A 25,177-nucleotide genomic window follows, 5' to 3' on the forward strand; every position below is an offset into this window, starting at 1 on the left:
TATTTAGGCTTTATCGAGTTGAATGTCGACTTTCAAACCCATGCCGGGTTCATTCTTTAATTGAATCGAACCTCCATGGGTATGAACAATATTGCGGGCAATTGTCATTCCCAGACCATGCCCGCCCGTATTGCGATTGCGAGATGTCTCCAAACGGACAAAGGGTTCAAAGATATGTGCCAACTCCTCTTCAGGGACGCCCGGCCCATTATCGAGGATGGTAATTAAAAATGCATCGGGGGTTTCGTTGAGCGTGATCCATGCCTCTGAACCATAAAAAACCGCATTATGAATGAGATTCGACAAGCAACGTTTAAAGGCGATTGGGCGTCCGATCAACTGCACCTGCGCAGGTGCATCTATATGGACTGTCTTATTTAAGACGGCCACCTCCTCTTGGATCGCATGGACTAATGCATTCACATCCATACGCGATGTTGGCTCGTTCAAGTCGCTACCACGTGCCAACTCCAGAGCTCCTTGAACCAAATGCTCAAGTTCACTGAGATCTTGGTTTATTTTGGTTCGTGCTTCTGGGTCATCAAGAAGCTCTGAGCGTAATCTCAGGCGTGTGATCGGGGTTTTTAAGTCGTGGGAAATGGCCGAAAACAGTAGGTTGCGCTCACTAATAAAGCTAGAATGCGCCGTTGCATTAAGTTAAATGCCCGAGCCGTTTCGCGGACTTCAAAGGTGCCTTTTTCGGGCACAGGAACCTGGTGAATATCACGTCCCAAAAGGCTGGCCGCCTCTGAGAGCTGTCGCAGAGGTGCGGTCATCCAACGCACAATAAACCAACTGCTGAGCATCAGAATAAAGGATAAAATTAAAGTGAACACGAGTTGTTCATGTGTAAAAGGGGGAATGCCTTCAACAACATAGGGATCCGGGAGCATTAAGCTGGCCAAGTAGAGCCAGTCACCATTGCTCATTTGCATCTGAGCGACCAGCAGAGGGGCAGGCGGATTCAATACCAAGTTATTTTGAACCCAACGGGAGGGAAGCTCCGAGAAAAGTACGTCTTTGTTGAATACGCGTAGTTTGTCGGGATAGGCAAAATTGACATCAATTGCACGGACACGGACACCGACACGGTCTCTAAAGGCTGTTTCGTAGGCGCTAATAAGCCGCGTCTTCAGTGGATTGTCTTCAATGGTTTCATATTCAATCCTCTCTTCATTGACACTCAAGAAAAAACGGCTTCCCCCCAGATTGCGCTGCTGATCTAAAATAATATGCTGGTAGGTTTTGGGCAGACCTTCAAAATAGAGAACCGTCTGTGCCATCGAAATGGCTAAGTCTTCAACACTCAAGAGGGCGTCAGACTCTTTTTCACTGTGCATAGAGGCAAGCCAAATACTGGTCGCCAGAAAAAAAGATCCACCGACCGCCAGTGCCATCACCAAGAGTAAGCGACTGTAGAGCGATGAGTACGCACGCGGTAATAGGCTGGTTAGCCAACGCGGACGTCGAGTTTTGGGCTTAGAGGTATTGGATGTCAGCACTGAGAAGGTAACCCTGTCCACGAACGGTTTTGATTAACTGACTGGCATCGTCACCGGTTTCGAGTTTTTGTCGCAATCGACTGATTTGAACATCGATGCTGCGATCATAGGGGCTCAGTTCCCGGCCTTTCAAGCGTTTAAACAATGCCTCCCGACTGATTATTTGACCAGGGTGTTGAATGAAAACCTGTAATAAATCAAAGTCAGCACCGCTTAAGGCTAAGCTATCGCCTAACTCATGTATCAACTTGCGTTGCATTAAATCAAGCGTCCATTGACCAAACTGTATTTTTTGTGCAGTAGAAGTTTCAGTGGAGTTGCTGCGCTCTTCCGTACGACGCAGAACCGCTTTAATTCGCGCCAATAGCTCACGTGGGTTAAAGGGTTTATTCATGTAATCGTCTGCGCCGAGTTCTAAGCCAATAATTCGGTCGGTTTCATCGGAACCGGCTGTCAGCATGATGATGGGTATATCAGACGTCGTGCGAATTTTTTTGCACAGGGTGAAGCCATCCTCTCCCGGCATCATGATGTCCAGCACAATTAAATCGACAGGATTCACGCGTAAGGACTCCATTAACCCTTGTCCATTATGCGCCGTCGAAACCATAAATTGATTGCGACTCAGGTAGGTGCTTAATAAATCTGTGATTTCTGCATCGTCGTCAACAATTAAAATATGAGGCGTGTCTTTATTATTGTCATTCATAGAAGTACTGTTTTTTTAATTTGTATATTGAAATTGTTTAAGCGGCATCCATCTGCAATCGAGCCATCTATCATCCGCTATCCGCTGGGGGCGTTAAGTGTGCCACTTCATAATGGATTGAGCTAGATGAAGTCATTTAATTCTATCATTTTCGCTTGTCAGGGCTATTTGACGGTGACACATACTGCCGGAAAAGGGATTGACCCATACGATACGCACGCTTGAATTCGTCCTTAGTACGGGTGGTCTGCAAAGGGGTCAAGCGATGGCGATTGAGTTGAGTCATGAGTCCTTCTGAGTAATATTCACTGATGAGAACTTCAAGGCTCTCTAAATTAAAGGCAGGCTTGTTCTCGGGTAACGCAAGGCACACCATCTCTTTAATGGGAAATAGCGTTTGAAGGTAGGTTTGTGCGTCCAGAATATGCGTCCACTTTTCGTGAGCCGTCGGTGATGCAGATGTGACGTGAGGATAGGGAGGCGCCCATTCCTGAAGAGGATGAAGTCGATCTACCTGTGTTAGAACACCGAGCACGGGTGGTTTTTTGCGTGTGCGGTTGCTTGAGAGTTCGTAGCGTGCTTGCCATGCTTGGTATGCCTGCAAATCCAGAGCCCGTGCGGGTTGGTCCGCTTTGAACACCCACAAAATCACATCAGACGCCATGAGGATATCAAGCGTTTCATTTAGTTGTCTGGCATCGCCATTGAGCCCAGGTAGGTCAATCAGGTGCAGGGCTTCGACCGTCTCAAGTCGACACACGTATCGGTTTACAGACGAGGTTGAGGGTAAGGGGGATACCTCGGTTACCAGCTCTCGGCAAAGCGCATTGATGAGCGTCGATTTCCCGGCATTGATCTGTCCAACACAGGCTATTTTCAACGGGTTTGGTTCAGGAGGGGAAGGGATTTGATCATCAGCAATCGATGCTTCTTCAAGATCATTTTGGTAGCGCCCACTGTAAAGATCGATTGAAACACGAGCCACTTCCTGCAAAAAAGCCTGTTTAAGGCGATGTTGCAGATCGGCTTTAACTTCTTGAAAAAAATAATCATAGAGTTGGCCGCGAGCTTCTGCCAGCCATCCTGAAGGAGTGGCTAAACGAACCACTCGCCAGACATTCCAGAGCTTAAGGATGGGCTGATGTCGATCTCTATTTTCATAAATCAACTGCAATGATGCGATATCAATCTTTTCAGCATACGGCAGGTGTTCTTTCAGTAAGTGCCGATAGCGACGGCTGACCACTTCCGTTAATGTCAAAAGCTCTAACAGAGTGATTTTAGTGATACTGCGATGATGTTGACCGCGATAAGCCTGAGCGCTCTCCGTGAGGAGGACAAGGGCGTGCTCCTTTAGACGTCCCCAACTGGCATCTTGCTGTAAACAGTCCTCTAGTGTTCGGTTAAGTGCGTGCCAACACGCCAAATCAAATTCGGACCAATCCTGTTGTGGACTGACCCAATGACCTGAGTCGAGTGTATGGGGCTCGTGCTCTAGTTGTGCTTTGGGTCGTGCATTGGCGAAACGTAAATACACCAAGGGCAGGGCTAACAGGCAGCTGCAAAGCAAGACCAGTCCCATAAAATAGAGCCCCCATCCCGCTTGCCAAATATGGTATAGGCCGACGAATGACAAGCCTAGAATAGGAAGAGCAAAGAGGCTGGCTAACCAAGGTAGATAGCTCAGGAGGCGTTCAATGTTTCGAGTAGTGGGCGTTGTTGTCTTAGAGGAGTGCTCTGAAGCATGGGGCTTAGGTTGAGGTTTCACGTGTTGCGACCTCTCGGATTTCATTCAATGCTCGCCAGTAGGTTTCTTGCAGCTTAACAGGAGAGGAGGTGAGTCCTTTCTGTTGATTATACCAATATTGGCATGCGACACGTCCGAGCGCGTAGGTTGAGGCAAAGCTCAGAGCAGCAGCACTGATGGCGCCGACGGACTGCCCATACACAGGTATCAATTTCAATAATTGGCGAATGCCCAGTTGCGAGGCATAGTGAATGCTAATACTGACGCCTAAGGCCGCGAGCAATTGCGTGAGCTGTTGACGAGACCAGGGTTGATTGTAACGTGCAGCAAGGCCTTGCAGCATTTTGCTTTGGATGACAGGCACCGTGATAGCGCCCACGACAGGAACACAGTCGGTGGCTGCGGCAACGCCAGCAAAGCGTAAAATTTCGTTGCGATGATCTGCAAAAATTTGAGCTTCTGCCTCTTTATGACTCTGATTGTTTAAGGCTTCAGTGACCGCGGGTAAAAACTTGGCAATGGCCAGCTTTAAGGATGCGACGCCCAGTGGTTGCGCCTCATTTAAGTCCACATGCACTTGAGGGAGGGTGTGTCCCCAGCGTTGTTCAATGTTCTCCTGATTCAGATCTGAGCAAGGTGATGGCCCTGCACTGTGGGTATGAACGCACAGTAAGTGTTTTAATTTTGAATCATTGCGAATCTGTTTGAGTGCATCGAATAGGGCGCTTTGTTCAGGATCATCAGCACGCATCAGTAGGAGTACTGCATGACTTGAGCCTTGGCACTGGGCAATGTCCTCTGTGGCATCGTACATCGCTTCCCCCAGTCCTCGAGTGTCTAAGAACCTGAATAAGGGGTCGGCTGCAGGGAATGCATAGGTATGTGCATGCTGGGTACAGGGTCTAAAGCCACGACCTATTTGAATCTGATTTTCGCCTGTCAGAACCCTAATCAGAGACGATTTTCCGGCTCCTGTTTTTCCCAATAACCATAAGGTCGGTAAGTTGACCTCCGAATCATGAGAGGGCTGCACCATACTTGGGTGAGGCGGTGGTGTGAAAAATGCTGTCAATCGATCAGGTAGTTTCATGAGTAAGACTTTAGAGTCTAGTGTGATTATTGCAAGTCTTGCGCGATTAAAACTAAAAAAAAGCCGAAGCGATATGAACGCTTCGGCCCTAACGTGCTGAATAAGCACTTTGAACTTATGTGCGATGAGGGCACGAGTTCAACCTGTCAATGAGGTTTTAATGTAATGCAAATTATTATCGTTTGCAATAGTGTTTGTGGTTTTTTTTGGTATGCGTGAGATTTTTCGTGAGTACACACTTTACTCTTGGCGGGTTAAGAAGCCTTGGCTCAGCTGAGCTTCCAGTTCAATGTTAAAGGCCTCGGCACTGCGCATGTGTTCCGCCATCAATTGGTGTATTTTTGCGGTGTCTTGAGCTTTAAATGCACTTAGCAGTTTTCGGTGATACTCAAGGTTAGCTTTAGAAAATTCACGTTGCTCGGGCAGTTGTACTTTTTTAAAAATGACAAGATCCTTAATCAAGTCATTCAAAAAGCGCCCCACAAATCGCAGCAATGGGTTGCCGCAACGATCGGCAAGATGATTGTGAAAATCCAGCTCTGCAATACGTTGTTGCAAGCGTTGTTCAATATTCTGAGCGGGTTCGGCGCAGAGCTCGGTTAATCGGGACAGTTCGTCCAAGTCGCTTTCGCTGAGGTGGGCGCTGGCAAGCACTGCAATTTCAGGCTCAACGAGTTTGCGCAGTTGGTAGATGTCCGGGCCTGTTGGGTGTTGGAAGTGGAAAAAATTGCGGAGCATATCAGAGGCAAGTGCATAGGGGACTTCAGCCAAAATAGCCCCTCCATTCGGGCCTGTTTTGACGGTGATCAGTCCCTGAACTTCCAGTGATTTTAACGCTTCACGCACGGTTCCTTTGGAACATTCGAATAACTCCATCAAAGCTTTTTCATTGGGGAGTTTATCACCAGCTTGAATCCCCTCGACAACAACCCAGCGTTTTACCGATTCAACAATTTGGTCTGCACGTTTGACACGCTTCGTTGAGTTGATGCCGGAAAACTGAGTATCCATTTAGACTGTTTCTCGTTGAGCTGAGGTGATTGTAAAGACTTATTAAGCACTATCGATTTTTAAGTCTAGACTATATTAACGCTTGGCAGAGGTTTCGAACAGTGTGTTTTTTATGCCTATGCCACATGAATCATGACTCTTTTCGTGATGCGATAGAAAAAACTTGATTTATGCTATTTATTATAATAAATATAACAAATAAAATCTGTACCCAACAACATTAAATCAAACACGAGGTTTTCCATGACATCTTTTCAGTGGGATGATGCATTACTGCTAGAACAGCAATTAACAGAAGACGAGCGTCAGATCCGTGATGCTGCTCGCGCATACTGCAGCGAAAAGCTTCAGCCTCGTGTTATTTCGGCTGCACGTGAGGAACGATTTGACGCTGAGATTATGAAAGAAATGGGGGAAATGGGGCTGCTCGGTCCAACGGTTGATGAAGCCTATGGCGGTGCAGGTGTTGGCCATGTCGCGTATGGTTTGATCGCACGTGAAGTTGAACGTATTGACTCTGGCTATCGTTCTGCAATGAGTGTTCAGTCTTCGCTGGTGATGTACCCCATTGAGGCCTATGGCACCGAGGCGCAAAAGCAAAAGTACTTGCCAAAACTGGCAACAGCCGAGTTGATTGGGTGTTTTGGTTTGACTGAGCCTGATCACGGTTCGGACCCTGGCTCTATGATTACACGCGCCCGTAAAACGGACGGAGGGTATTTGCTGACAGGTCAGAAAATGTGGATTACCAATAGCCCCATTGCTGATTTGGCGGTTGTTTGGGCGAAATCCGATGCACATGACGGCAAAATCAAAGGATTTATCGTAGAGCGCGGTACTCCTGGTTTTTCAACGCCAAAAATTAACGGAAAACTATCCCTGCGTGCATCGATTACGGGTGAGATTGTCTTAGACAATGCATTTGTGCCTGAAGAAAACCTGCTGCCGGGTGCCAGCGGTCTGTCCGGTCCTTTTGGGTGCTTGAATAAAGCACGCTTTGGTATCGCCTGGGGGGTTTTAGGTGCGGCGGAGTACTGCTGGCATGCGGCGCGTCAGTACACCTTGGATCGTAAACAATTTGGTCGTCCTTTGGCACAAACGCAATTGGTACAGCTGAAGTTAGCCAATATGCAAACCGAAATCACTTTGGGTTTACAGGCGGCACTGCAAGTTGGTCGTTTAATGGATCAAGGTAACTGGGCACCTGAAATGGTGTCTCTGATCAAGCGTAATAACTGCGGCAAGGCACTGGATATTGCGCGTATAGCACGCGATATGCATGGCGGAAACGGTATTTCAGAAGAGTACGGAGTGATGCGCCATATGGTCAATCTTGAAACGGTAAATACCTATGAAGGGACGCACGACGTGCATGCTCTGATACTTGGTCGTGCACAAACGGGTCTACAAGCCTTTTTCTGATTCATCATGATTGAGTAAAGAGGTGAAGTTATGTCCGCACAACCCTTGAAAGGCTATCGAATTCTTGATTTATCTCGAATTTTGGCAGGCCCATGGTGCAGTCAGCAATTGGCAGATTTAGGGGCTGAGGTGATCAAGATCGAGCGCCCAGGCGAAGGTGATGATACTCGCCGTTGGGGGCCTCCTTGGTTGCCTGAGTCAAAAGAAGCCGCGTATTATTTGGCTGCAAACCGAGGTAAGCAGTCGGTTACAATTGATATGGCGCAGGCACAAGGACAAGCCTTGATTCATGAGTTGGTTAAGCACTGCGATGTTGTGCTTGAAAACTTTAAAGTCGGTGGTTTGAAAAAATACCATTTGGATTATGAAAGTTTAAAAGCCATTAAAAACGATATCATCTATTGCTCCATCACTGGCTTTGGCCAAGATGGGCCTTATGCGCATCGTGCGGGTTACGACTTCATGATTCAAGGGTTGGGTGGATTAATGAGTTTGACAGGGCTGCCTGACTCCGAGTTAGGTGGTGGCCCTGTAAAAGTGGGCGTAGCGATTACCGATATATTCACCGGTATGTACGCTGCGAATGCGATTATGGCGGCGCTGTTGCAAAAAAGCCGAACAGGAGAGGGAGCCTATATTGATTTGGCTTTATTGGATGTTCAGGTGGGGGTCTTGGCGAATCAAGCTTGAATTACCTCACGTCCAATCAAGTACCACAGCGTTTAGGGAATGCGCATCCCAATATCGTTCCTTACCAAGCGTTTCCAACGTCGGATGGGTTTATTATTTTAGCAGTCGGCAACGATGCGCAATTCAAGCGCTTCTGTGAAGTCGCTAAATGTGACAATTGGATTGACGACCCTAGGTTCAAAACCAATGCACTGAGGGTAGAGAATCGTCAGATTTTGGTTGAGCTCATCAAGCGTGAGATGGTTAAACAGAGCACCGATACCTGGTTGGCTGAACTAGAGGTCGTGGGGGTTCCCTGTGGGCCCATCAACACGCTTGATCGTGTGTTTGCGGATCCGCAAGTGCAGCATCGCCACTTAAAAATTACTCTGCCACACCCGGTTGATGGACAAGTGGATTTGGTGAGTAACCCTATTCGTTTCAATCATGAAGCGTTAAATGCCACGCTGCCTCCGCCCTTGCTAGGACAGCACACCTCTCACGTCTTACAAGGCGTGTTGGGGTTAAGTGACATTGAGTTAGCAGAATTAAAAGAAGCGAAGATCATTGCGTAAAGTGCCTCATTAATAAAAATGAGGCAGATCGCAGGAGGTACGCACATCATCAGGCGTTGCTTAAACAGAGAGAAAGCGACGCCTGATCCGTCTGATTAAAGGTCTTCGATCTGCTTGCGTAGATCGGCGATTTTACGCTGAACAACTTTTTCAAGATGATCAATCTCTTCAAGAATCAGCTCTTTACGGTCTTTTGATGAGTTAGCTTGGGAAACAAGCTGCTCAAGCTCTTGCATTGCTCTTAAAAAGTAGGGCGATGATTCCGTTGTGTCCCGATAGGCAATTTGCCCCTCATTGACTCGAATACGTTTATTTAGGCGTTTAAATTTGAATTTTTTACTGCGCCCAAACCAGTCGCCTTGCTCACGGTGAAAGTAGATTTTAAGAATATCAGTATCGCCTTCAATGCGAGATGAAAAACGTTCGATTTCTGAAACGTCATCAAACCCCATTTCTTTAAGCGTAGGAAATTGCTGAGTTGTCATGAAAAATAGCTCCTGCTCAGTGTAAATGACTCTTTAGTATTATAGAGAATACGGAGCTAAGAAGCACCTTAGACCCGAGGATTACAGGCTTGACTTAGCGCAATAAAATGTAAAGTACTGGATTGAAACAGGATAAGACCAGTGGGAAGTCGTTTCCCACTGGTCAAAGTAAGATTAAACCAGTTCAGCGAAGCAGGCTTTAATGATTTGGATGCCTTCTTGCAATTGAGCGTCTGGAATCGTCAGTGGAACTAAAATACGAACAACGTTACCGTAGAGTCCACACGAAATCAGAATTAAGCCTTTTTCACGCGCTTTAGCAACCAATGCAGCGGTTAGCTCCGGAGCAGGCTTGCCTTCCTTCATTAATTCCATCGCGATCATGGCGCCTAAACCACGGACCTCTGCAATGACGGGGTAGTCCACAGACAACTGATTGAGAGACTCCGTTAGCATTTGGCCCAGTTGGTTGGAGCGATCCAGCAGCTTTTCTTCCTCGAAGGCTTTAAGAACACCTAGGGCAGCAGCACAGGCAATCGGGCTACCACCGTAGGTTCCACCAAGACCACCTGGATTAATCTTATCCATGATTGAGCTTTGCCAACGATACCCGAAAGTGGGAAGCCGCCCGCAATTGATTTCGCGAAGGTGGTGATATCGGCACTGACACCCATTTGCTCCATCGCAAAGAAGGTGCCTGTTCTACCCGCACCCGTTTGAACTTCATCGGCAATTAGTACGATGCCATGCTCATCGCACAGGTCGCGCAAGGCCTTCATGAACGACTTAGGTGCTACGTAGAATCCGCCTTCACCCTGAACAGGCTCAAGTATAATGGCGGCAATGTCACAAGGTTCTGCATCGAACTTAAAAATACGCTGTATCGAGGCTAGGGCATCTTCAACGCTGACGCCGTGCATTTCGCAGGGGAACAATGCGCGATAGACATCCCCAGGCATTAAGCCCATTCCGCTACTATAAGGCGCGACTTTGCCTGTGAGTGCGAGTGTTGCCATGGTGCGTCCATGGTAACCGGCACCAAATGCAATCACACCTGTACGGCCCGTATGGGCACGCGCGATTTTTATGGCATTTTCGACCGCTTCTGCACCGGTTGTAAACAGGGCGCTTTTCTTCTCATATTCGCCAGGGGCCAGTGCATTGATTTTCTCGCACACTTCCACGTATGGCTCGTAACCCAGTACCATAAAGCAGGTATGAGTGAGCTTTTCGAGTTGTTCAGTAACCGCCGCGACCACACTTGGGTGTAAGTGGCCTGTGTTTAACACAGCAATTCCGCCTGCAAAGTCGATGAACTCGCGACCTTCGACATCAATCAGTGTTGCATTTTTAGCAGATTCAATAAAATGCGGATGCGCAAGGCCTACACCTCTGGCAACAGCTTGATTCTTACGCTCGATTAACGCTGCGTTCGTTTGACTCATTTCTTTCTCCAGAGACTAAATTAGATATTGATGCAGAGATATTTCATTTCGAGGTATTCTTCGATTCCGTGGCGTGAACCTTCGCGGCCTAAACCGGAGGATTTCACTCCACCAAAGGGGGCGACCTCAGTCGAGATAACCCCAGTATTAATTCCAATCATGCCGTACTCCAATGCTTCAGCCACGCGCCAAACACGGCTTAGGTTTTGTGCATAGAAATACGCAGCCAATCCGTATTCGGTGTCGTTGGCAAGCTCAATGACATCCTGTTCATCCTTAAAACGGAATAAAGGTGCTAAGGGGCCGAAGGTCTCTTCACGCGCAACGAGCATGTCTTTCGTTGCATTGGCAATGAGTGTGGGTTCAAAGAAAGTTCCACCGAGGGCATGGCGTTGTCCACCCGCGATCAGTTTGCCGCCTTTCTCGAGCGCATCTTTCAGGTGCTGCTCAACCTTTTGTACGGCTTTTTCATCAATGAGGGGTCCAGTTGTGACTCCTTCATCAAGACCATTGCCAACTTTTAATGATTGCACGGCCGTTGCCAATTTTTCTGCAAAGGCTTCGTAAACGCTGTCTTGTACGTAAATACGATTTGCACAGACACAGGTTTGGCCTGCATTGCGGTATTTTGAAATCATCGCACCTTGAACAGCGGCATCTAAATCGGCATCTTCAAAGACAATAAAAGGCGCATTACCACCGAGCTCTAACGACAGTTTTTTGAGCGTGGGGGCGCATTGTTGCATGAGTTTGATGCCAACACCCGTTGATCCTGTGAAGGATAATTTACGCACAATTGGACTGTCGCAAAGCACCTTGCCTACACCGATTGAGTCATCGAGATTGGCCGTGACAATATTAAAAACGCCAGGTGGGATACCGGCTTGGTGCGCGAGCTCCGCCAGTGCTAAAGCCGAAAAGGGGGTATCGGGTGCGGGCTTCAGCACCATTGTGCATCCTGCTGCTAATGCAGGAGCGGCTTTGCGGGTGATCATTGCCGATGGAAAGTTCCAGGGGGTGATGGCGGCCGTAACGCCAACAGGTTGACGAATAACAACAATCCGCTTATCCGTTTGATGCCCTGGAATGGTTTCGCCGTATACGCGTTTGGCTTCTTCAGCAAACCATTCAATAAAAGAAGCTGCATAGGCAATTTCACCTTTAGCTTCGGCTAAAGGCTTGCCTTGTTCTAAGGTCATGAGTCGGCCAAGGTCATCTTGGTGTACCATGATGAGATCGAACCAACGGCGAAGGATGACAGCGCGCTCCTTTGCAGTTAGGTCACGCCAAGCTGGCAAGGCGGCTTCTGCTGCTTCAATTGCACGCTGGGTTTCTATGCCAGTCATAGCGGGTACTTGACCAAGTAGCGCTTGGGTCGCTGGGTTATAGATGTCGTAATGACGCTGGTCATCCGCATCGACCCATTGTCCATTGATGTATGCCTTTTGTTTAAACAAGGCGGTATCGCTTAATTGCATGGTGCACTCCAAATTATAATAAAGGTCATGAATCGAGTGGTTATCGATTGATACGCATTTTTTCGCTACGACGACGCAGCATCTCCATGACCAGCAGCAATAACACCGACAACAAAATCATGATGGTGGCCATGGCTGCGATTGCGGGGCTGATATTCTCTCGAATACCGGAAAACATTTGCATTGGAAGGGTGCGCTCAGTGGGGCTTGCAATGAACAAGGCCACAACAACTTCATCAAATGAGGTTGCAAAGGCAAAGAGTCCACCGGATGCAACCCCTGGAATAATTTGAGGAAGAACAATCGTAAAAAAGACACGAAGGGGGTGTGCTCCCAAACTCGCACCTGCCCTTACTTGATTGTAGTCAAATCCTTGTAAGGTTGCGTTTACCGTTATCACCACAAAAGGCACACCCAAGACCGCATGGGCTAGTACTAAACCTGCATAACTGTTGAGTAAGCCGATTTGGGCAAAAAAGAAGTACATGCCAACAGCAACGATGACCAAAGGTACAATCATGGGGGAGATTAATAAGGCTAAGATAAAGCTCTTGCCGGGAAAGTCGGCTTTATTCAAGCCAACTGCTGCCAGAGTGCCAAATGCCATTGCAAGTAGGGTTGCTAAAGGCGCAACAATCAAGCTATTTTTTAACGAGTCCAGCCAAGGCCCTGCACTGAAAATGGTTTTGTACCAATGCAATGAAAAACCAGGTAATGGGTAGGTGAGAAAACTACCACTACTGAAGGATAGAGGGATGATGACCAATACCGGAATCATTAAAAATAATAATACCAGTGCGCAGAATCCTCTGAATGTCCAGTACCAGATGCGTTCAATCGGAGATGAATAAGGTTGTAAGCTCATCGTATTAGTTCCTGATTAATTGCTTTTGATTGACCAGTTTGTGGTAAACCAGATACAGAAGTAGGGTGGCAATCAGTAAGAAGGTACCCAGTGCCGCAGCCATTCCCCAGTTGTTGGTGGTATTGGTGTAATAGGCAACAAAGTAACTGACCATCTGGTCTGATGGGCCGCCGACTAATGCTGGGGTAATGTAATAACCAATCGCCATGATAAAGACGAGAATGGTACCTGCCGCAACACCTGAGAGGGTTTGAGGAACATAGATCTGCCAGAAGGCGGCAAACGGGTGGGCGCCTAGCGATGTTGCCGCACGTTGATAAACAGGCGATATACCTTTCATCACGCTGTATAGGGGTAAAATCATAAAGGGCAATAAGATATGGACCATGGCAAAGAATACGCCAATACGGTTGAATACCAGTTGCAAAGGCGACTCAATCAGTCCAAGTGTCATGAGGGTTGTATTGACCAATCCTCCGGACTGCAGCAACACGATCCAAGCCGCCGTTCTGACCAACAAGGATGTCCAGAAAGGCAGTAGAACAAAAATCATCAATAGGTTGCTTTGGCTGGTTGGCAGTGTTGCCAATAGATAGGCCAAGGGAAATCCCATGAGTAAGCAAATGAGTGTAACACCACCAGCGATGACCAAAGTGCGCACAAATACTTGTTGGTAGACGCGTTGATTTTCATCAATACGTTCAATGCTGCCATCGCTTCCACGTTGTAAATCAAGTGCTGCTAACAAGTAACGATCCGTGGTGGCGGGCGCAGCACGCTGCAAGGCAAGCCAAGTGTCTGTTTCGCTCCAGCGAGGATGAATGCTTTGTAAGGTCTCTGACCAAGTTGTCTCAGTGGTTGCAGGTAATGTGCGCAACGTCTGAGTCAGCAGCGTTCTAAAGGTTGGGTCTTCGTAATTAAGACGCCGTCCTATACGGCCTAAACCACCCCCCGTTCTAGAATCACGAAGTTCTTGAGCGAAAACGCTAAACACAGCCTCCGATGGGAGGTCTTTTCCATCCCATTCTGTAAGTAAACGAGCGGTTTCTGGCATCACCTGCATGACTTCGCTGTTATCGACACTGCGCCACAGCATGTTGCTAATGGGGATAACGAAGGCAATCACAAGAAAAATAGCCAAAGGGGCAACGAGCGCAATTGCTTTTAATTTACGCAAGCGTTCAGCACGTCTGAGTTGTGCTTTTAAACCCGGCACTTTCTCCGAGATTGCGGGTTGAGACATTGCAAGTGCACTTGTCATTCGGTCCTCCGGTCTGCTGCAGACCTGTTTAATCACGTCAGTAGATACAGTAAGCGTTTTAAGAACCTGCTCTGGTTACAGAGCAGGTCAGTGGCTAAGACGGTTAGCGAGTTGCCCAAGAATTAAAGCGTTGCTCTAGCTCTTCACCAAAATCAACCCAAAAATCCGTGTTAACTGCGATAGCTCCTATGAGATTATCTGCGTGAGTTGGCATACGCTTAGCCTGTGCTTCAGATAGTGCACCAATGGCAGCAGGATTTACTGGGCCGTATGGAATGTTGCTTGAGTAAACGGCTTGAGTGTCCGCTTGGCTCGCAAAGCGGATAAATTCGTACGCATCTTCAACTTGAGTTGAGCCTTCGATAATGGTCCAGTAGTCCAAGTCGTAGAGACTTTCATTCCAAGTAATGGCAAGGTTACGTCCTTCTTCTTGCGCAGCCGCAATACGGCCATTATAAGAAGACGACATCACGACATCACCTGCAACCAGCCATTGCGGAGGCTGGGCACCGGCTTCCCACCATTGAATGTGTTCTTTGATTTCATCCAGTTTAGCAAATGCACGCGCTACACCTTCTTCGGTGGCAAGCACATCGTATACATCACTGCTTGAAACTCCATCGGCCATCAGTGCAAACTCAAGCGTGTACTTAGCCCCTCTACGTAAGCCGCGTTTCCCTGGAAAGGTTTCAAGGTCCCAGAAGTCTGCCCAGCTTAGCGGTGTGCCTTCAAGACGGTCGGCGTCATAAGCTAAAACTGTTGACCATACGAAACTACCCACGCCACACTCGGTGACTGCTTCAGGAATTAATTGATCTTCTATGCCTAGCTTGGCCCAGTCGATGGGTTGAAACAGCCCTTCAAAGCAGCCACGAACCAGTTCGGGAGATTCAACTTCAACCACATCCCAGCTGACATTGCCTGTTTCGACCATGGCACGAATGCGGGCAAATTCACCGTTGTAATCACCGGGCGTGAGGGTTTTTCCAGTTTTTTCTACGAAGGGGGCATAATAGGCTTTTTGCATGGCGTCCCCTGAGGAGCCACCAAACGAAATAACCGTCATGGCTTGAGCACTGAGTGCAAGAGACGCCGTTGCGATGGCAAGACCTGTGACCAGGGCTGTTTTACGTGTGTTGAGCAGGGTATTTTTCATGTTCATTTGACTCTCCATACAATTAAATAGTGCATCTAACAGTGAGTGACTTACAGGTAATCCAACGCGCGCACATCCTGATCACTCCATCCAAGCTGAATGCGATCACCCGCTTTCAAGTTTGGGCAAAGCTCATTGACAGGAACCTTTACATAAAACTGATCGTTACCTGCCAACTCACATCGAAGTCGCAAGTGATCCCCTAAATAAATAAACTCGTGTAAGGTGGCATTAAACTGGTTTTCTAAATTCAGATGGCCTGAGTTTAGTCGGACCCGCTCTGGACGAATCGAGAGTTGTGTTTTATCGCCGCTGTTAAGGTTCTTTCCTGCGAGCGCGCGGGTTGTAAATCCATCACCAAAGCTGACTTGGCAAGTATTTTGCTCTTTCGATTGAATTTTGCCAGGAAGCGTATTGTTCTCACCGATAAACTGGGCAACAAAGGAATTTGCAGGGTATTCATAGAGGTTGTGGGGCGTGTCGATTTGTTGAATGACACCATCGTTAAATACGGCTACTCGGTCTGACATGGTCAGCGCTTCAGATTGATCGTGGGTCACAAAGACAACGGTTAGGCCCAACTGCTCGTGCAAATGCTTTATTTCTAACTGCATGTGCTCTCTGAGTTGTTTATCCAGCGCCCCTAAGGGCTCATCCATTAAAACCAGTTGTGGCTCAAACACGAGCGCACGTGCAAGCGCAACACGCTGTTGTTGACCACCGGAGAGCTGAGAAGGGCGACGGTGCGCAAACTCTTTGAGTTTGATCTTAGAGAGAATTTTGTCGACCTTTTCTTTAGCAATTGCTTTGGAAATTTTACGCGTTTTCAGAGGGTAGAGTAGATTTTCTTCTACCGACATATGGGGGAATAACGCATAGTTTTGGAAAACCATGCCGATGTTGCGTTTGTGCGGAGGTAAGGTGTTTAATCTTTCTTGGCCCAGAAAAATGTCACCGCTGGTTGGGGTTTCAAACCCCGCAAGCATCATTAGGCAAGTCGTTTTTCCTGAGCCAGAAGGGCCTAGTAGGGTAACAAACTCGCCTTTCTGTATGTTCAGGTTGAGGTCTTTGACAACTAGATGCTCGCCATCATAGGTTTTCTGTACGCCTGAGAAACGAACCAAAGGTTCCATTTCAGTCGTTAGTTGCATATTCTTCTCCTACTGCGTTGGTTGAAGCCAACTTGTTAATTATTATTGACAGCGAGGACGAAAAATAACACTCCACGTGAAGAGTGGGTATTATAATTGTATTTCCTGTTCTTATTAGGAAAGAAACTGTCAGTTATCGTGCTTCTTTGCATGATTTGTGCCAGTTTTCTTTCAATACATGATACGTATTGCGAATCATGTGTTAAGTTTATTTATCGCATATTTTGAGTCTATTCTGCAAGAAGAAAATGTGCACAAGTGTGGTGCTTAATGAAATAGTATGAACCAAAATAATGCATGAAATGGGTGGTGTAAATGAGCAGTCCAAGTAGTAAAGACGAGTTTGATTTAGGCGCTCAGCTTCGTTTTGTTCGCCAAAATGCAGGTTTGTCGCAGCGAGAGTTGGCCAAGCGGGCAGGTGTAACGAATGCGGCGATTTCCTTGATTGAAAACAATCAGAGCAGCCCTTCCGTATCCTCTTTGAAAAAGATCCTTGAGGTGATACCCATTTCTTTAACAGATTTTTTCTCGTTAGAGGCTCCTGAGGAGAGTCGGGTCTTTTTTAAAGCGAATGACTTAATGCCGATTACACAAGGCGAAGTAAAGTATCGTCAGGTCGGCGATATGCGTTTTCATAATTTGCAGATACTGCATGAGCACTATGCGCCGGGGGCCGATACTGGGCGTGCGATGCTTCAACATGAGTCTGAAGAGGGTGGGATTGTTATTTCTGGATCAATTGAGTTGACGGTAGGTGACCAAAAAATGATTTTGAAAGAAGGGGATGCGTATTTATTTGACAGCCGCAAGCCACATCGCTTTCGAAACCCGGGTAAGGAGGTCTGTGTCATCATTAGTGCATGCACCCCGCCTTACCTCTAAGCGATTCGTGAGTGAAGTTATACGAAGGAGATCTTTACACTGACACTTTGCGTAAAGGTTAAAAAGCATAGGAGATGATCAATGACGGATAAGCTGCCAAGGCTGTTTTATGATGGAAAATGTCCGCTGTGTGAAAAGGAGATCTGTTATCTAAACCCTAAGTTGTTAGGAAAGATTGCCCTGATTGATATCAGTGAGGCGGGTTTTGAAGGGTGGGGCGGGGTGAGTAAGCAGGCGATGATGAAGAAAATTCATGTCTGGACCGGGCAGAATTTTTTAATTGGCTTGGATGCAACGCTTTACTACTGGCGCTTGGCAGGCTTGTCTTTGCCCGCTAAATTGCTCAGCTTGCCGCTTGTCTATTCAATTGCAAACGCAGGCTATAATATTTGGGCGCACTGGAGGTATCGACGTCTTTAGATTTTCTTGAAAAGGGGAGGCGCTCCGACCTAAAGCGAAGCGTCTTGAGCTAAATCGAATTGACCCTCTGTTTGGTAGCTGCGAATGACATCGCGAGCAACGCACACGCATTTTCCACAGCAATTGCCGACGCTTAGGTTCTTATTCAGATCCTTAATGCTGGACATGCCTTCGCTGAGTGCTTGGCGAATATCACTATCAGTCACATTGTTGCAAATACAAACATACATGGCTACTGAACCTCAGTGTTAAAGTACATGCAAATGATAATGCTTATCGGATAAATTGCAATGAAGATTTATTAATTATTCTTGCCGTATTGATAAAGTATTGCAATGATTCCAGCGCACGTCGGATTTAAGCATGCGCTGAAGGTGTCATGGCATTCAACAGAATTATTCAATTGGCCAGTCAGCGGCATCTACTCGGTGCGTGGGGAGCATGTGTGTATTGCCTTGCCAGCGCTTGATGAACACAAGCTGAGGATCGTAGGTTTGAGTTTGCTTATCGATATTGAAGCGCCTTAAACCTCTAGGGTCAGCTCCAACACCAGCCAAATATTGCCAGTTTCCCCAATTTGATGCAGCGTCATAGTCAATCAAGTGCTGTTCGAACCAGTCTGCACCGTAGCGCCAGTCGATTTCTAATTCGTTAATTAAGCAGCTTGCGGCAATTTGGCGGCCTCGGTTGGACATATAGCCTGTCGCACGCAGTTGCTTCATGCAGGCATTGACGAGTGGAAAAGCCGTTGTTCCCTCGCACCATGATTTGAAGCGTTGCGGATAAAAGCTGGTGAGCGGTTTGCGCGACTTGATGCCTTTAAAGTGGAAAAGCTTTGCGCCGTGCTTGAGGGCATACCATTGAAAATATTCACGCCATAAAAGCTCGAAAAAAATCCAATAGGTCGAATCGTTAGCTCCCTTAACTTTTTCATAGGTTCGAAGAGTTTCGTAAATACGTTTAACCGAAATACAGCCCTGTGCTAACCAAGGTGAGAATTTGGTTGAATGTTCCCATTGATCTAACGCATTGCGTGTTTCTTTGTAGATTGAGGGGGCTGAAGAGGCAAAATATTGATGCAAGTGGAGGTAACCAGCTGTTTCACCACCCTTGAACTGGGAAGGGCTGTTTTGCACATTGGGGAGATGGCTTGACCATTCACGTTTGTGAAGAGGCGTTTTAGGTAGCTGAGCTGGCCGATCGTAAGGTGTCAGGATTGTACGTTTTTCCACCTGCTTTCTAAATTGGGAAAAAATGTCGGGTAAGTCTTCAAGTGAGAAGGGGAGTTCATTAAGCGACCAGAGGGTATTGGACGCATACTCTTCAAATGTTATATACGGATAAGACCGCTTGAGTGTCTGCCAATAGGCTTGTTCGTTCCAGCCAACCTGTAAACTGCGATATACGGCTGTGATGTCGTACTCAGTAATCATCTTGGGTATTGTGTCTTTTGGCGATTCAAAGTGGATCAGGAGTTGCTGTCCGAGCTGGCTTAAAGCGCTTGCTAGCGCGGTGATTGACTCTTTTAAAAATTGCCATCGAGGTGCCGCAATCGGCTGATGACTATAATGGCCGGGTGAAAAAAGGATGGGATCAAGACAGTAGACGCATACTAAAGTATCACAGGATTTGATGGCGTTGAGCAGGGCTGGATTGTCGTCCACTCGCAAGTCATTGGTAAATAAAAAGAGATGATTGGCTTTCATGGTCGGCCCCAATGCATAAAAACGTCTTTACGATTCGCCGTTATGATTGGAGCCTTACGTGTGTTTAATTTAACGGTCTAGAGCGGTTGATCCGGCGGCTCATTAATTAATGGACTGTTCAACGCGATCACGGAGTTCTGGTTGGGTTTGAACAGCCATGGCGATGGCATTGTAATGTTCAACAGATAGGCCGGCGGCCTCAACCGTTTCAACCATTTTGCTGCCTGCTTCTTGCTGAAGTTCAGCGGCCTCGTCAGGATTGGCGGCAGCAGCTAAACGATCCGCATAGTCGCTACGAATACCATCCAGTTCATTTTGAACAGCAATGAATTTTTCAATATCAGCATCAGTGAAATTAGATGCTTGATGCTGGGTCATATGAGGTTCTTCATTGGCCGGATAGCTAGTTTCCGCCAATATCGCAGGGACCATCGCAAAGCTTAATAATGCAGTGATAAGACCAGCGTTAAGAATTTTCATAATGTCGCTCCTTTTGTTGATTTCACACTAGATAAAGCGATAACCGTGCCAATTTGCTAAAAAGTAAATTAAGTAATTGATTTTAAATTACTATAATTATTTTTGATTGATTTTTAGGCTGTCTGGCAAGGCTTTAAAATACCGGAATAGTGTGTCATTATGGCTCATGTGTCATAAGGTTCTGCTGTGAAGGGGTTGTTTTCATGCGATTTCAGCTGATGTTTTCAAGTTTAAAGCGAGTGTTGATTCTGCAGGTCGTTGCACCTGTGTTGATTATGCTCGGCGTGATTTTAGCGGGTGGGCAAATGGTAATTGAATCGTTTATTGAGGAGAGAATGCAGCGAGACCTGCAACTGGTTGCACGGGCTATTTATCTGCCCGTCAATCAAGCATTGGAGCGTCAAGATCTCGAACAGCTTGAAGAGAGCTTAGCGTCAGTGTTTGGTATTACCGAGGTTTACGGGGCGTATTTATTTGATACAGAAGGCAATCGGCTGATTAGTTTTGGTGCTGTAAATCCGACGAAGCGCCAGGCGACGACAGCATTAGAGAAAACATTGGTTGGAGAATTTGCCCATTATGAGCGGATTCGTGGCCGTAATGTGTATTCATTTTTTCTGCCTTTGTTTGATGCGGGAGGAACCCCGAGTGGTTTGTTGCAGGTGACGCGTCGACGCAGTGATATGGATCAGGCTCTGGTGACGATTCAATACGCATCTTGGGGCGGTTTTGCCGCCGTTGCACTCTTAATCTTGGGTGTTTTAACTTACGCGCACCAGCGTGCGGTGGGGCGCCCCATTGAAAAACTATTAACCAGCATGCGAAAAGTCGAGCAGGGTGATGCGTCTCATCGAGCCGAATTGACGGGGCCTACTGAGATTCGGCAACTTGCCAATGGCTTAAACGGAATGTTGGATGCGATGAAGGCGGCCGAGGAGCGTGAAATCGCACAACGAAAAGAACAAGCATTAATGTCAGATCGGCTCAGGCAAAGCGAAAACATGGCGTCTTTGGGTCAAGTATCGGCGGGGGTGGCGCATGAATTGGCTGCCCCTTTAACCGTGGTGGACGGTCGTGCTCGGCGCTTGCTCAAACGAGCACAATCGCCGGATGAGCAACGCGAACTTGAGGATATCCGCCATCAAACAGGGCGTATGACCTCCATTATTCAACAGTTATTAACCTTTGGACGCGCCTCGAGTGCTTCACAGCAGAGACTGTCTGTCCGCTCTTGGGTGCATCATGCCGAATCAATTGTTGCAGATGAGGGGTATCCTGTTGAGGTGATCGATGCCGAGGATATCACGATTCAGGGCGATTCTTTGGGCTTAGAGCAGGTGTTGATTAATTTGCTGAGAAATGCACGACAGGCCTGCCCTGAAGGGCGGGTACAGGTTTCATGGCAGTCATTGGATGAGGGTAAAACCTTGGCGCTTTGGGTTGATGATGAGGGGGGAGGGGTCGATGAGGCGATAAAAAGCCAACTGTTTGACCCGTTTGTGACCACAAAGCTTCCGGGACAAGGCAGTGGTTTAGGCTTAGCGATAGTGAGTCGAGTCATTAAGGAGCATCAGGGCCGTATTGACATCAGTGAGAGTGCTTTGGGGGGAGCGCGTTTTTTAATAACCTTGCCAACGTTAGTCGAAGGAGACGTTTTATGAGTGCAGTCAAGGTGGGTGCCACTGTATTGGTCTTGGAGGATGACAAAGGCCTTGCGGCATTAATTGCAGATGAGTTGGATGCACAAGGATACACGCCCTTGCTTCATTATCGATTGCAAGATGCACTGCAGGCCCTAAGCCATGATACGCCTTCATTGATCGTGACTGATCTGCGTCTACCTGACGGAAAAGGGATGGATCTAGTACGGTTTGTAAGTGAGCGTTGGTCAGAGGGTGAGCGACCCGGTCTCATTGTGATTACGGCATTTGGCAGTGTGAAGCAGGCGGTTGAGGCGTTACAGGCAGGTGCGGATGACTTTATTACCAAGCCTCTGGACATGGACCACTTTTTATTGAGTGTTCATAAAACCCTGCAAACACGACAACTACAAGATGAACTGCAGCGTTACCGACAACTCTCAAAAGATGCAGGCTTTCACGGTATGTTTGGCTCCAGTCAGGTGATGCGAAATCTGTTTAATCAGATCAAAGTGATTGCTAAGGCGCAAGGGCCTGTCTTGATTATTGGTGAAAGCGGAACAGGTAAAGAGCTCGTTGCAAAGGCGATTCATGCTGAAAGTGACCGTGCTCACGGGCCTTTTTTAGCGGTGAACTGCGCCGGAATTCCTCAGGACTTATTGGAAAGTGAGTTTTTTGGTCATGCGGTGGGTGCATTTACGGGGGCAAAAGGCGCTCGCAAAGGTCTGTTGCAGGAGGCAAATGGCGGTACCTTATTGTTAGACGAGATAGGCGAAATGCCACTGACGTTACAAGCTAAACTGCTTAGAGCCCTTCAGGATGGTTCTATCCGTCCCGTGGGCCAAGACACAGAAGAGCATGTGGATGTCAGGGTGTTAGCTGCAACTCATCGCGATTTACAGTCCAAAGTCAGCGATGGCACTTTCAGAGAGGATCTATATTACCGGCTGGAAACCTTCAGTCTTAAGGTGCCAGCATTAAGGGAGCGTGAGGATGACTTGGAGGCGTTGGCAGCACGTTTTATGCAAACCTTGACGATCTCGCAGCAAAAGCCGATTCAGGGATTTAGCCAAGAAGCTTTGGTGTTGATCAAGTCCTATGAATTTCCGGGCAATGTCAGGGAATTGCAAAATGTAATTGAGCGAGCGGTGACCTTTTGCCGTCACACCTATATTCAAGTTGATGACCTACCCACACGGCTCCTTAAGCCGAGTCAGCCGTCTTTGCAAGAGAGCTCCCATCACGCAGGTATAGAACAGTCGCTTTTATCTGGATCCGTTTTGCCAACATTAGAGGAGTTGCAGCGGCGTTATATTCATTACGTACTCAACGAAGTGGATGGAAATAAACGCCGTGCAGCCGCATTGCTGGGAATTGGTCGAAGAACGCTGTATCGCTGGCTGGATGAGGATGAATAGCAAAGGTTTTTTTTCAATACCCTTTGCGGTAACATCTTGTTTAGAGATCGAATATTCGTAGAGAAAAACTGAGTGATCAGGCCATAGATGTTGGCGATGACAATCACTCAGTGATCAAGTGATCAGGAGAGGTCAAATGAGCGGGCGAGAATGGTATCTAGTGCAGTGTAAGCCCGGGGAGACCCTCAGAGCACAAGAAAATTTAGAAAACCAAGGGTACGAATGTTATCTGCCCTTTCATGAATGCGAAAAAATTCGAAACCGTAAGCGTGTTGTGTTGCAAGAGCCTCTGTTTCCTGGGTATCTGTTTATCTATCTCGATAAATCGATGGATAACTGGCAGCCCATACGTTCAACACGAGGTGTTTCAAGAATGGTGTCCTTTGGTGGATATCCTCTATCGGTTGATCAGAGGATTATCTTTGAACTGAAGCGCCGTTGTTCATCCATCCAAATGGCTCAGGCATTGGAGAAGGGGGAGTCCATCCGTATCACTGAAGGCGCTTTTAAAGAAATTGAAGCCATCTTTGAGTCATTTGATGGTGAAGAGCGCGTCGTTATTTTATTAAATGTGCTACATCAACAGCAAAAAATTACATTGCCCGTGACCAGTATCAAAAAAGTCTAAGATGTTGGGCTTTCTATTTTGAGTATTCATACTTTTCCGATGTTAAAAGGAGGTCATTATGATGACCGAAACGTTTGTAAACGCTAATGTTACCCCTATTAACAGTTTAAATACGCTTTCTCCTTTCGAAATTGCCCGTCTGCAGGATCGCAGTAATAACGGCTTGTACGCGTTATTTCGTCAATGCACGCTGGCTGTGTTGAACACTGGAAGTGAAATGGACAGTACGCGCCAAGTACTTGAGCGCTATCGTAATTATGACGTTAATATCAGCCAGAAGTATCGTGATTTGCAGTTGGAGCTCATCAATGCCCCTGCATCGGCGTTTGTCGATGGTGAGATTATTCAAGGGATACGGGAGCATTTGTTTTCCGTATTACGTGATTTGCTCTATATCCAAGACGATATTGAGAGTTGCTGTGATGGATTGAGTCAGTCGGAAACGATCAGCAATCATGTTTTTCATATATTGCGGCACGCTGGCGCAATTCGTCCTCGTATTAAGCCTGATATGGTGGTGTGTTGGGGCGGGCATTCGATTAGTCGTTTTGAGTACGAATACACGAAAAAAGTCGGCTATGAGCTAGGTCTGCGCAAGCTTAATATTTGCACGGGCTGTGGTCCTGGTGCCATGAAAGGGCCAATGAAAGGTGCGACCATTGCACATGCCAAGCAGCGTATGGACCGAGGTCGATACCTTGGCATCACCGAACCGGGCATTATCGCAGCTGAATCACCGAACCCGATTGTCAATGAATTGCTGATTATGCCGGATATCGAAAAGAGGCTTGAAGCATTTGTTCGTGTCGGACATGGGATTATTGTCTTTCCGGGTGGGGCAGGTACCGCAGAGGAAATTTTGTATATTCTGGGTATTTTGTTACGCGAAGAAAACGCGTCGATGCCTTTTCCTTTGATATTTACTGGGCCGGCGGGCAGTGAATCGTACTTCGATACGGTTGATAAATTTATTCGCACGACCCTCGGTGAACGTGCCGCTTCGTTTTACGAAATTATAGTCGACGATGCTCACTTAGTTGCGCAACGTATGCGTGAAGGTTTAAACGAAGTGACGCTTCATAGGCGCACGTATGGTGAGTCCTACCATTTCAATTGGCAATTAAAGATTCCGTATGAGTTGCAGTTGCCATTTGAGCCGACCCATGAAAATATGGCGAATCTTAATTTGTCGATGCATCAGCCTGACTATGAGTTGGCCGCCCAGTTACGACGTGCCTTGTCGGGTATTGTGGCTGGCAATGTCAAAGAGCCGGGCGTCAAAGCCATAGAGGAGTTTGGACCCTTCCAATTGACAGGAGATCCTCAGGTTATGGATGCATTGAATGAGTTGCTGAGTGCATTTGTTCAGCAGCGCCGTATGAAAATTAATCACGAAGACTACGTGCCTTGTTTTGCCTTGGCCCATCGTAGCTGAGC

The 25,177-nt window shown here is 47.2% G+C and carries 22 protein-coding genes and 3 pseudogenes; 8 read left to right on the forward strand and 17 right to left on the reverse strand.

Going from position 1 to position 25,177, the window contains the following annotated elements:
• Positions 1-3: 3 nt before the first annotated feature.
• The 7 genes and pseudogenes from D791_RS18715 to D791_RS01560 all read right to left on the reverse strand — a co-directional run bounded on the left by D791_RS18715 (position 4) and on the right by D791_RS01560 (position 6,059).
• Entirely contained in the window at positions 4-468 is a 465-nt protein-coding gene (locus D791_RS18715) for a sensor histidine kinase (RefSeq protein ID WP_051513925.1), read from the reverse strand.
• A gap of 48 nt (positions 469-516) precedes the next feature.
• Positions 517-630: pseudogene (locus D791_RS21950) on the reverse strand (histidine kinase dimerization/phospho-acceptor domain-containing protein); the annotation flags it as partial.
• Positions 585-1,502, reverse strand: coding sequence for a HAMP domain-containing protein (locus D791_RS18720; protein ID WP_051513938.1), 918 nt, complete (start codon positions 1,500-1,502; stop codon positions 585-587). The pseudogene D791_RS21950 and the gene D791_RS18720, both read right to left, overlap by 46 nt.
• Positions 1,480-2,211: a response regulator gene (locus D791_RS01545; RefSeq protein WP_036506828.1), complete on the reverse strand. Its 732-nt coding sequence runs from the start codon at positions 2,209-2,211 to the stop codon at positions 1,480-1,482. The genes D791_RS18720 and D791_RS01545 overlap by 23 nt, the downstream gene beginning before the upstream one ends.
• Before the next feature lie 145 nt (positions 2,212-2,356).
• Positions 2,357-3,979 (reverse strand): GTPase family protein, encoded by a 1,623-nt coding sequence (locus D791_RS01550; RefSeq protein ID WP_157682199.1) that lies wholly within the window; start codon positions 3,977-3,979, stop codon positions 2,357-2,359.
• Positions 3,963-5,048: a YcjF family protein gene (locus D791_RS01555; RefSeq protein WP_036506830.1), complete on the reverse strand. Its 1,086-nt coding sequence runs from the start codon at positions 5,046-5,048 to the stop codon at positions 3,963-3,965. The genes D791_RS01550 and D791_RS01555 overlap by 17 nt, the downstream gene beginning before the upstream one ends.
• A gap of 240 nt (positions 5,049-5,288) precedes the next feature.
• Complete coding sequence (locus D791_RS01560; RefSeq protein ID WP_036506832.1) at positions 5,289-6,059, reverse strand: FadR/GntR family transcriptional regulator; 771 nt, start codon at positions 6,057-6,059, stop codon at positions 5,289-5,291.
• Positions 6,060-6,302: 243 nt separating this feature from the next.
• On the opposite strand from D791_RS01560, the gene D791_RS01565 reads away from it, so the two are divergent.
• Together D791_RS01565 and D791_RS01570 are read left to right on the forward strand one after the other, a co-directional pair.
• Positions 6,303-7,481, forward strand: a complete 1,179-nt coding sequence (locus D791_RS01565) for an acyl-CoA dehydrogenase (RefSeq protein WP_036506835.1) — start codon at positions 6,303-6,305, stop codon at positions 7,479-7,481.
• Positions 7,482-7,511: 30 nt separating this feature from the next.
• A pseudogene (locus tag D791_RS01570) lies at positions 7,512-8,725 on the forward strand (CaiB/BaiF CoA transferase family protein).
• Between the two features lie 95 nt (positions 8,726-8,820).
• On the opposite strand, the gene D791_RS01575 reads toward D791_RS01570, so the two are convergent.
• From D791_RS01575 to D791_RS01605, 7 genes and pseudogenes are all read right to left on the reverse strand, one after another.
• A complete protein-coding gene (locus D791_RS01575) occupies positions 8,821-9,210 on the reverse strand; it encodes a DUF3461 family protein (protein WP_036506837.1) in 390 nt (129 codons plus the stop codon).
• A gap of 174 nt (positions 9,211-9,384) precedes the next feature.
• Positions 9,385-10,655 (reverse strand): annotated as a pseudogene (gabT, locus tag D791_RS01580) (4-aminobutyrate--2-oxoglutarate transaminase).
• A gap of 20 nt (positions 10,656-10,675) precedes the next feature.
• On the reverse strand, positions 10,676-12,133 hold the full coding sequence (gene gabD, locus D791_RS01585) for an NADP-dependent succinate-semialdehyde dehydrogenase (RefSeq protein WP_036506840.1): 1,458 nt from the start codon (positions 12,131-12,133) through the stop codon (positions 10,676-10,678).
• A 40-nt stretch (positions 12,134-12,173) separates the two neighbouring features.
• Complete coding sequence (locus tag D791_RS01590; RefSeq protein ID WP_036506843.1) at positions 12,174-12,998, reverse strand: ABC transporter permease; 825 nt, start codon at positions 12,996-12,998, stop codon at positions 12,174-12,176.
• Positions 12,999-13,002: 4 nt separating this feature from the next.
• Positions 13,003-14,259: an ABC transporter permease gene (locus tag D791_RS01595; protein ID WP_036506846.1), complete on the reverse strand. Its 1,257-nt coding sequence runs from the start codon at positions 14,257-14,259 to the stop codon at positions 13,003-13,005.
• A gap of 103 nt (positions 14,260-14,362) precedes the next feature.
• Positions 14,363-15,421, reverse strand: a complete 1,059-nt coding sequence (locus tag D791_RS01600; protein WP_202806785.1) for an ABC transporter substrate-binding protein — start codon at positions 15,419-15,421, stop codon at positions 14,363-14,365.
• Between the two features lie 44 nt (positions 15,422-15,465).
• A complete protein-coding gene (locus D791_RS01605) occupies positions 15,466-16,566 on the reverse strand; it encodes an ABC transporter ATP-binding protein (RefSeq protein WP_036506849.1) in 1,101 nt (366 codons plus the stop codon).
• Between the two features lie 315 nt (positions 16,567-16,881).
• Here D791_RS01605 and D791_RS01610 point away from each other — a divergent pair, with 315 nt between their 5' ends.
• Positions 16,882-17,448 (forward strand): cupin domain-containing protein, encoded by a 567-nt coding sequence (locus D791_RS01610; RefSeq protein WP_036506852.1) that lies wholly within the window; start codon positions 16,882-16,884, stop codon positions 17,446-17,448.
• Between the two features lie 81 nt (positions 17,449-17,529).
• Entirely contained in the window at positions 17,530-17,868 is a 339-nt protein-coding gene (locus tag D791_RS01615; RefSeq protein WP_036506854.1) for a thiol-disulfide oxidoreductase DCC family protein, read from the forward strand.
• A 29-nt stretch (positions 17,869-17,897) separates the two neighbouring features.
• Here the strand turns inward: D791_RS01615 and D791_RS01620 are convergent, their stop codons facing one another.
• The 3 genes from D791_RS01620 to D791_RS01630 form a co-directional block, all read right to left on the reverse strand.
• Complete coding sequence (locus D791_RS01620) at positions 17,898-18,098, reverse strand: (2Fe-2S)-binding protein (RefSeq protein ID WP_036506868.1); 201 nt, start codon at positions 18,096-18,098, stop codon at positions 17,898-17,900.
• 165 nt (positions 18,099-18,263) lie between these two features.
• Complete coding sequence (locus tag D791_RS01625) at positions 18,264-19,574, reverse strand: DASH family cryptochrome (protein ID WP_051513945.1); 1,311 nt, start codon at positions 19,572-19,574, stop codon at positions 18,264-18,266.
• Positions 19,575-19,676: 102 nt separating this feature from the next.
• Positions 19,677-20,054, reverse strand: a complete 378-nt coding sequence (locus tag D791_RS01630; protein WP_036506870.1) for a DUF4168 domain-containing protein — start codon at positions 20,052-20,054, stop codon at positions 19,677-19,679.
• Positions 20,055-20,257: 203 nt separating this feature from the next.
• Here D791_RS01630 and D791_RS01635 point away from each other — a divergent pair, with 203 nt between their 5' ends.
• From D791_RS01635 to ppnN, 4 genes are all read left to right on the forward strand, one after another.
• Positions 20,258-21,715, forward strand: a complete 1,458-nt coding sequence (locus D791_RS01635; protein WP_036506871.1) for a sensor histidine kinase — start codon at positions 20,258-20,260, stop codon at positions 21,713-21,715.
• The gene (locus tag D791_RS01640; RefSeq protein WP_036506873.1) at positions 21,712-23,112 is read left to right on the forward strand and encodes a sigma-54-dependent transcriptional regulator; all 1,401 of its coding nucleotides are present in this window, start codon (positions 21,712-21,714) and stop codon (positions 23,110-23,112) included. The genes D791_RS01635 and D791_RS01640 overlap by 4 nt, the downstream gene beginning before the upstream one ends.
• 136 nt (positions 23,113-23,248) lie before the next feature.
• The gene (gene rfaH / locus D791_RS01645; protein WP_036506875.1) at positions 23,249-23,740 is read left to right on the forward strand and encodes a transcription/translation regulatory transformer protein RfaH; all 492 of its coding nucleotides are present in this window, start codon (positions 23,249-23,251) and stop codon (positions 23,738-23,740) included.
• Between the two features lie 58 nt (positions 23,741-23,798).
• Positions 23,799-25,175 (forward strand): nucleotide 5'-monophosphate nucleosidase PpnN, encoded by a 1,377-nt coding sequence (gene ppnN, locus D791_RS01650; protein ID WP_036506877.1) that lies wholly within the window; start codon positions 23,799-23,801, stop codon positions 25,173-25,175.
• Positions 25,176-25,177: the final 2 nt, after the last annotated feature.

The sequence above is a fragment of the Nitrincola nitratireducens genome, assembly GCF_000585235.1.
Taxonomy (GTDB): Bacteria; Pseudomonadota; Gammaproteobacteria; order Pseudomonadales; family Balneatricaceae; genus Nitrincola; species Nitrincola alkalisediminis.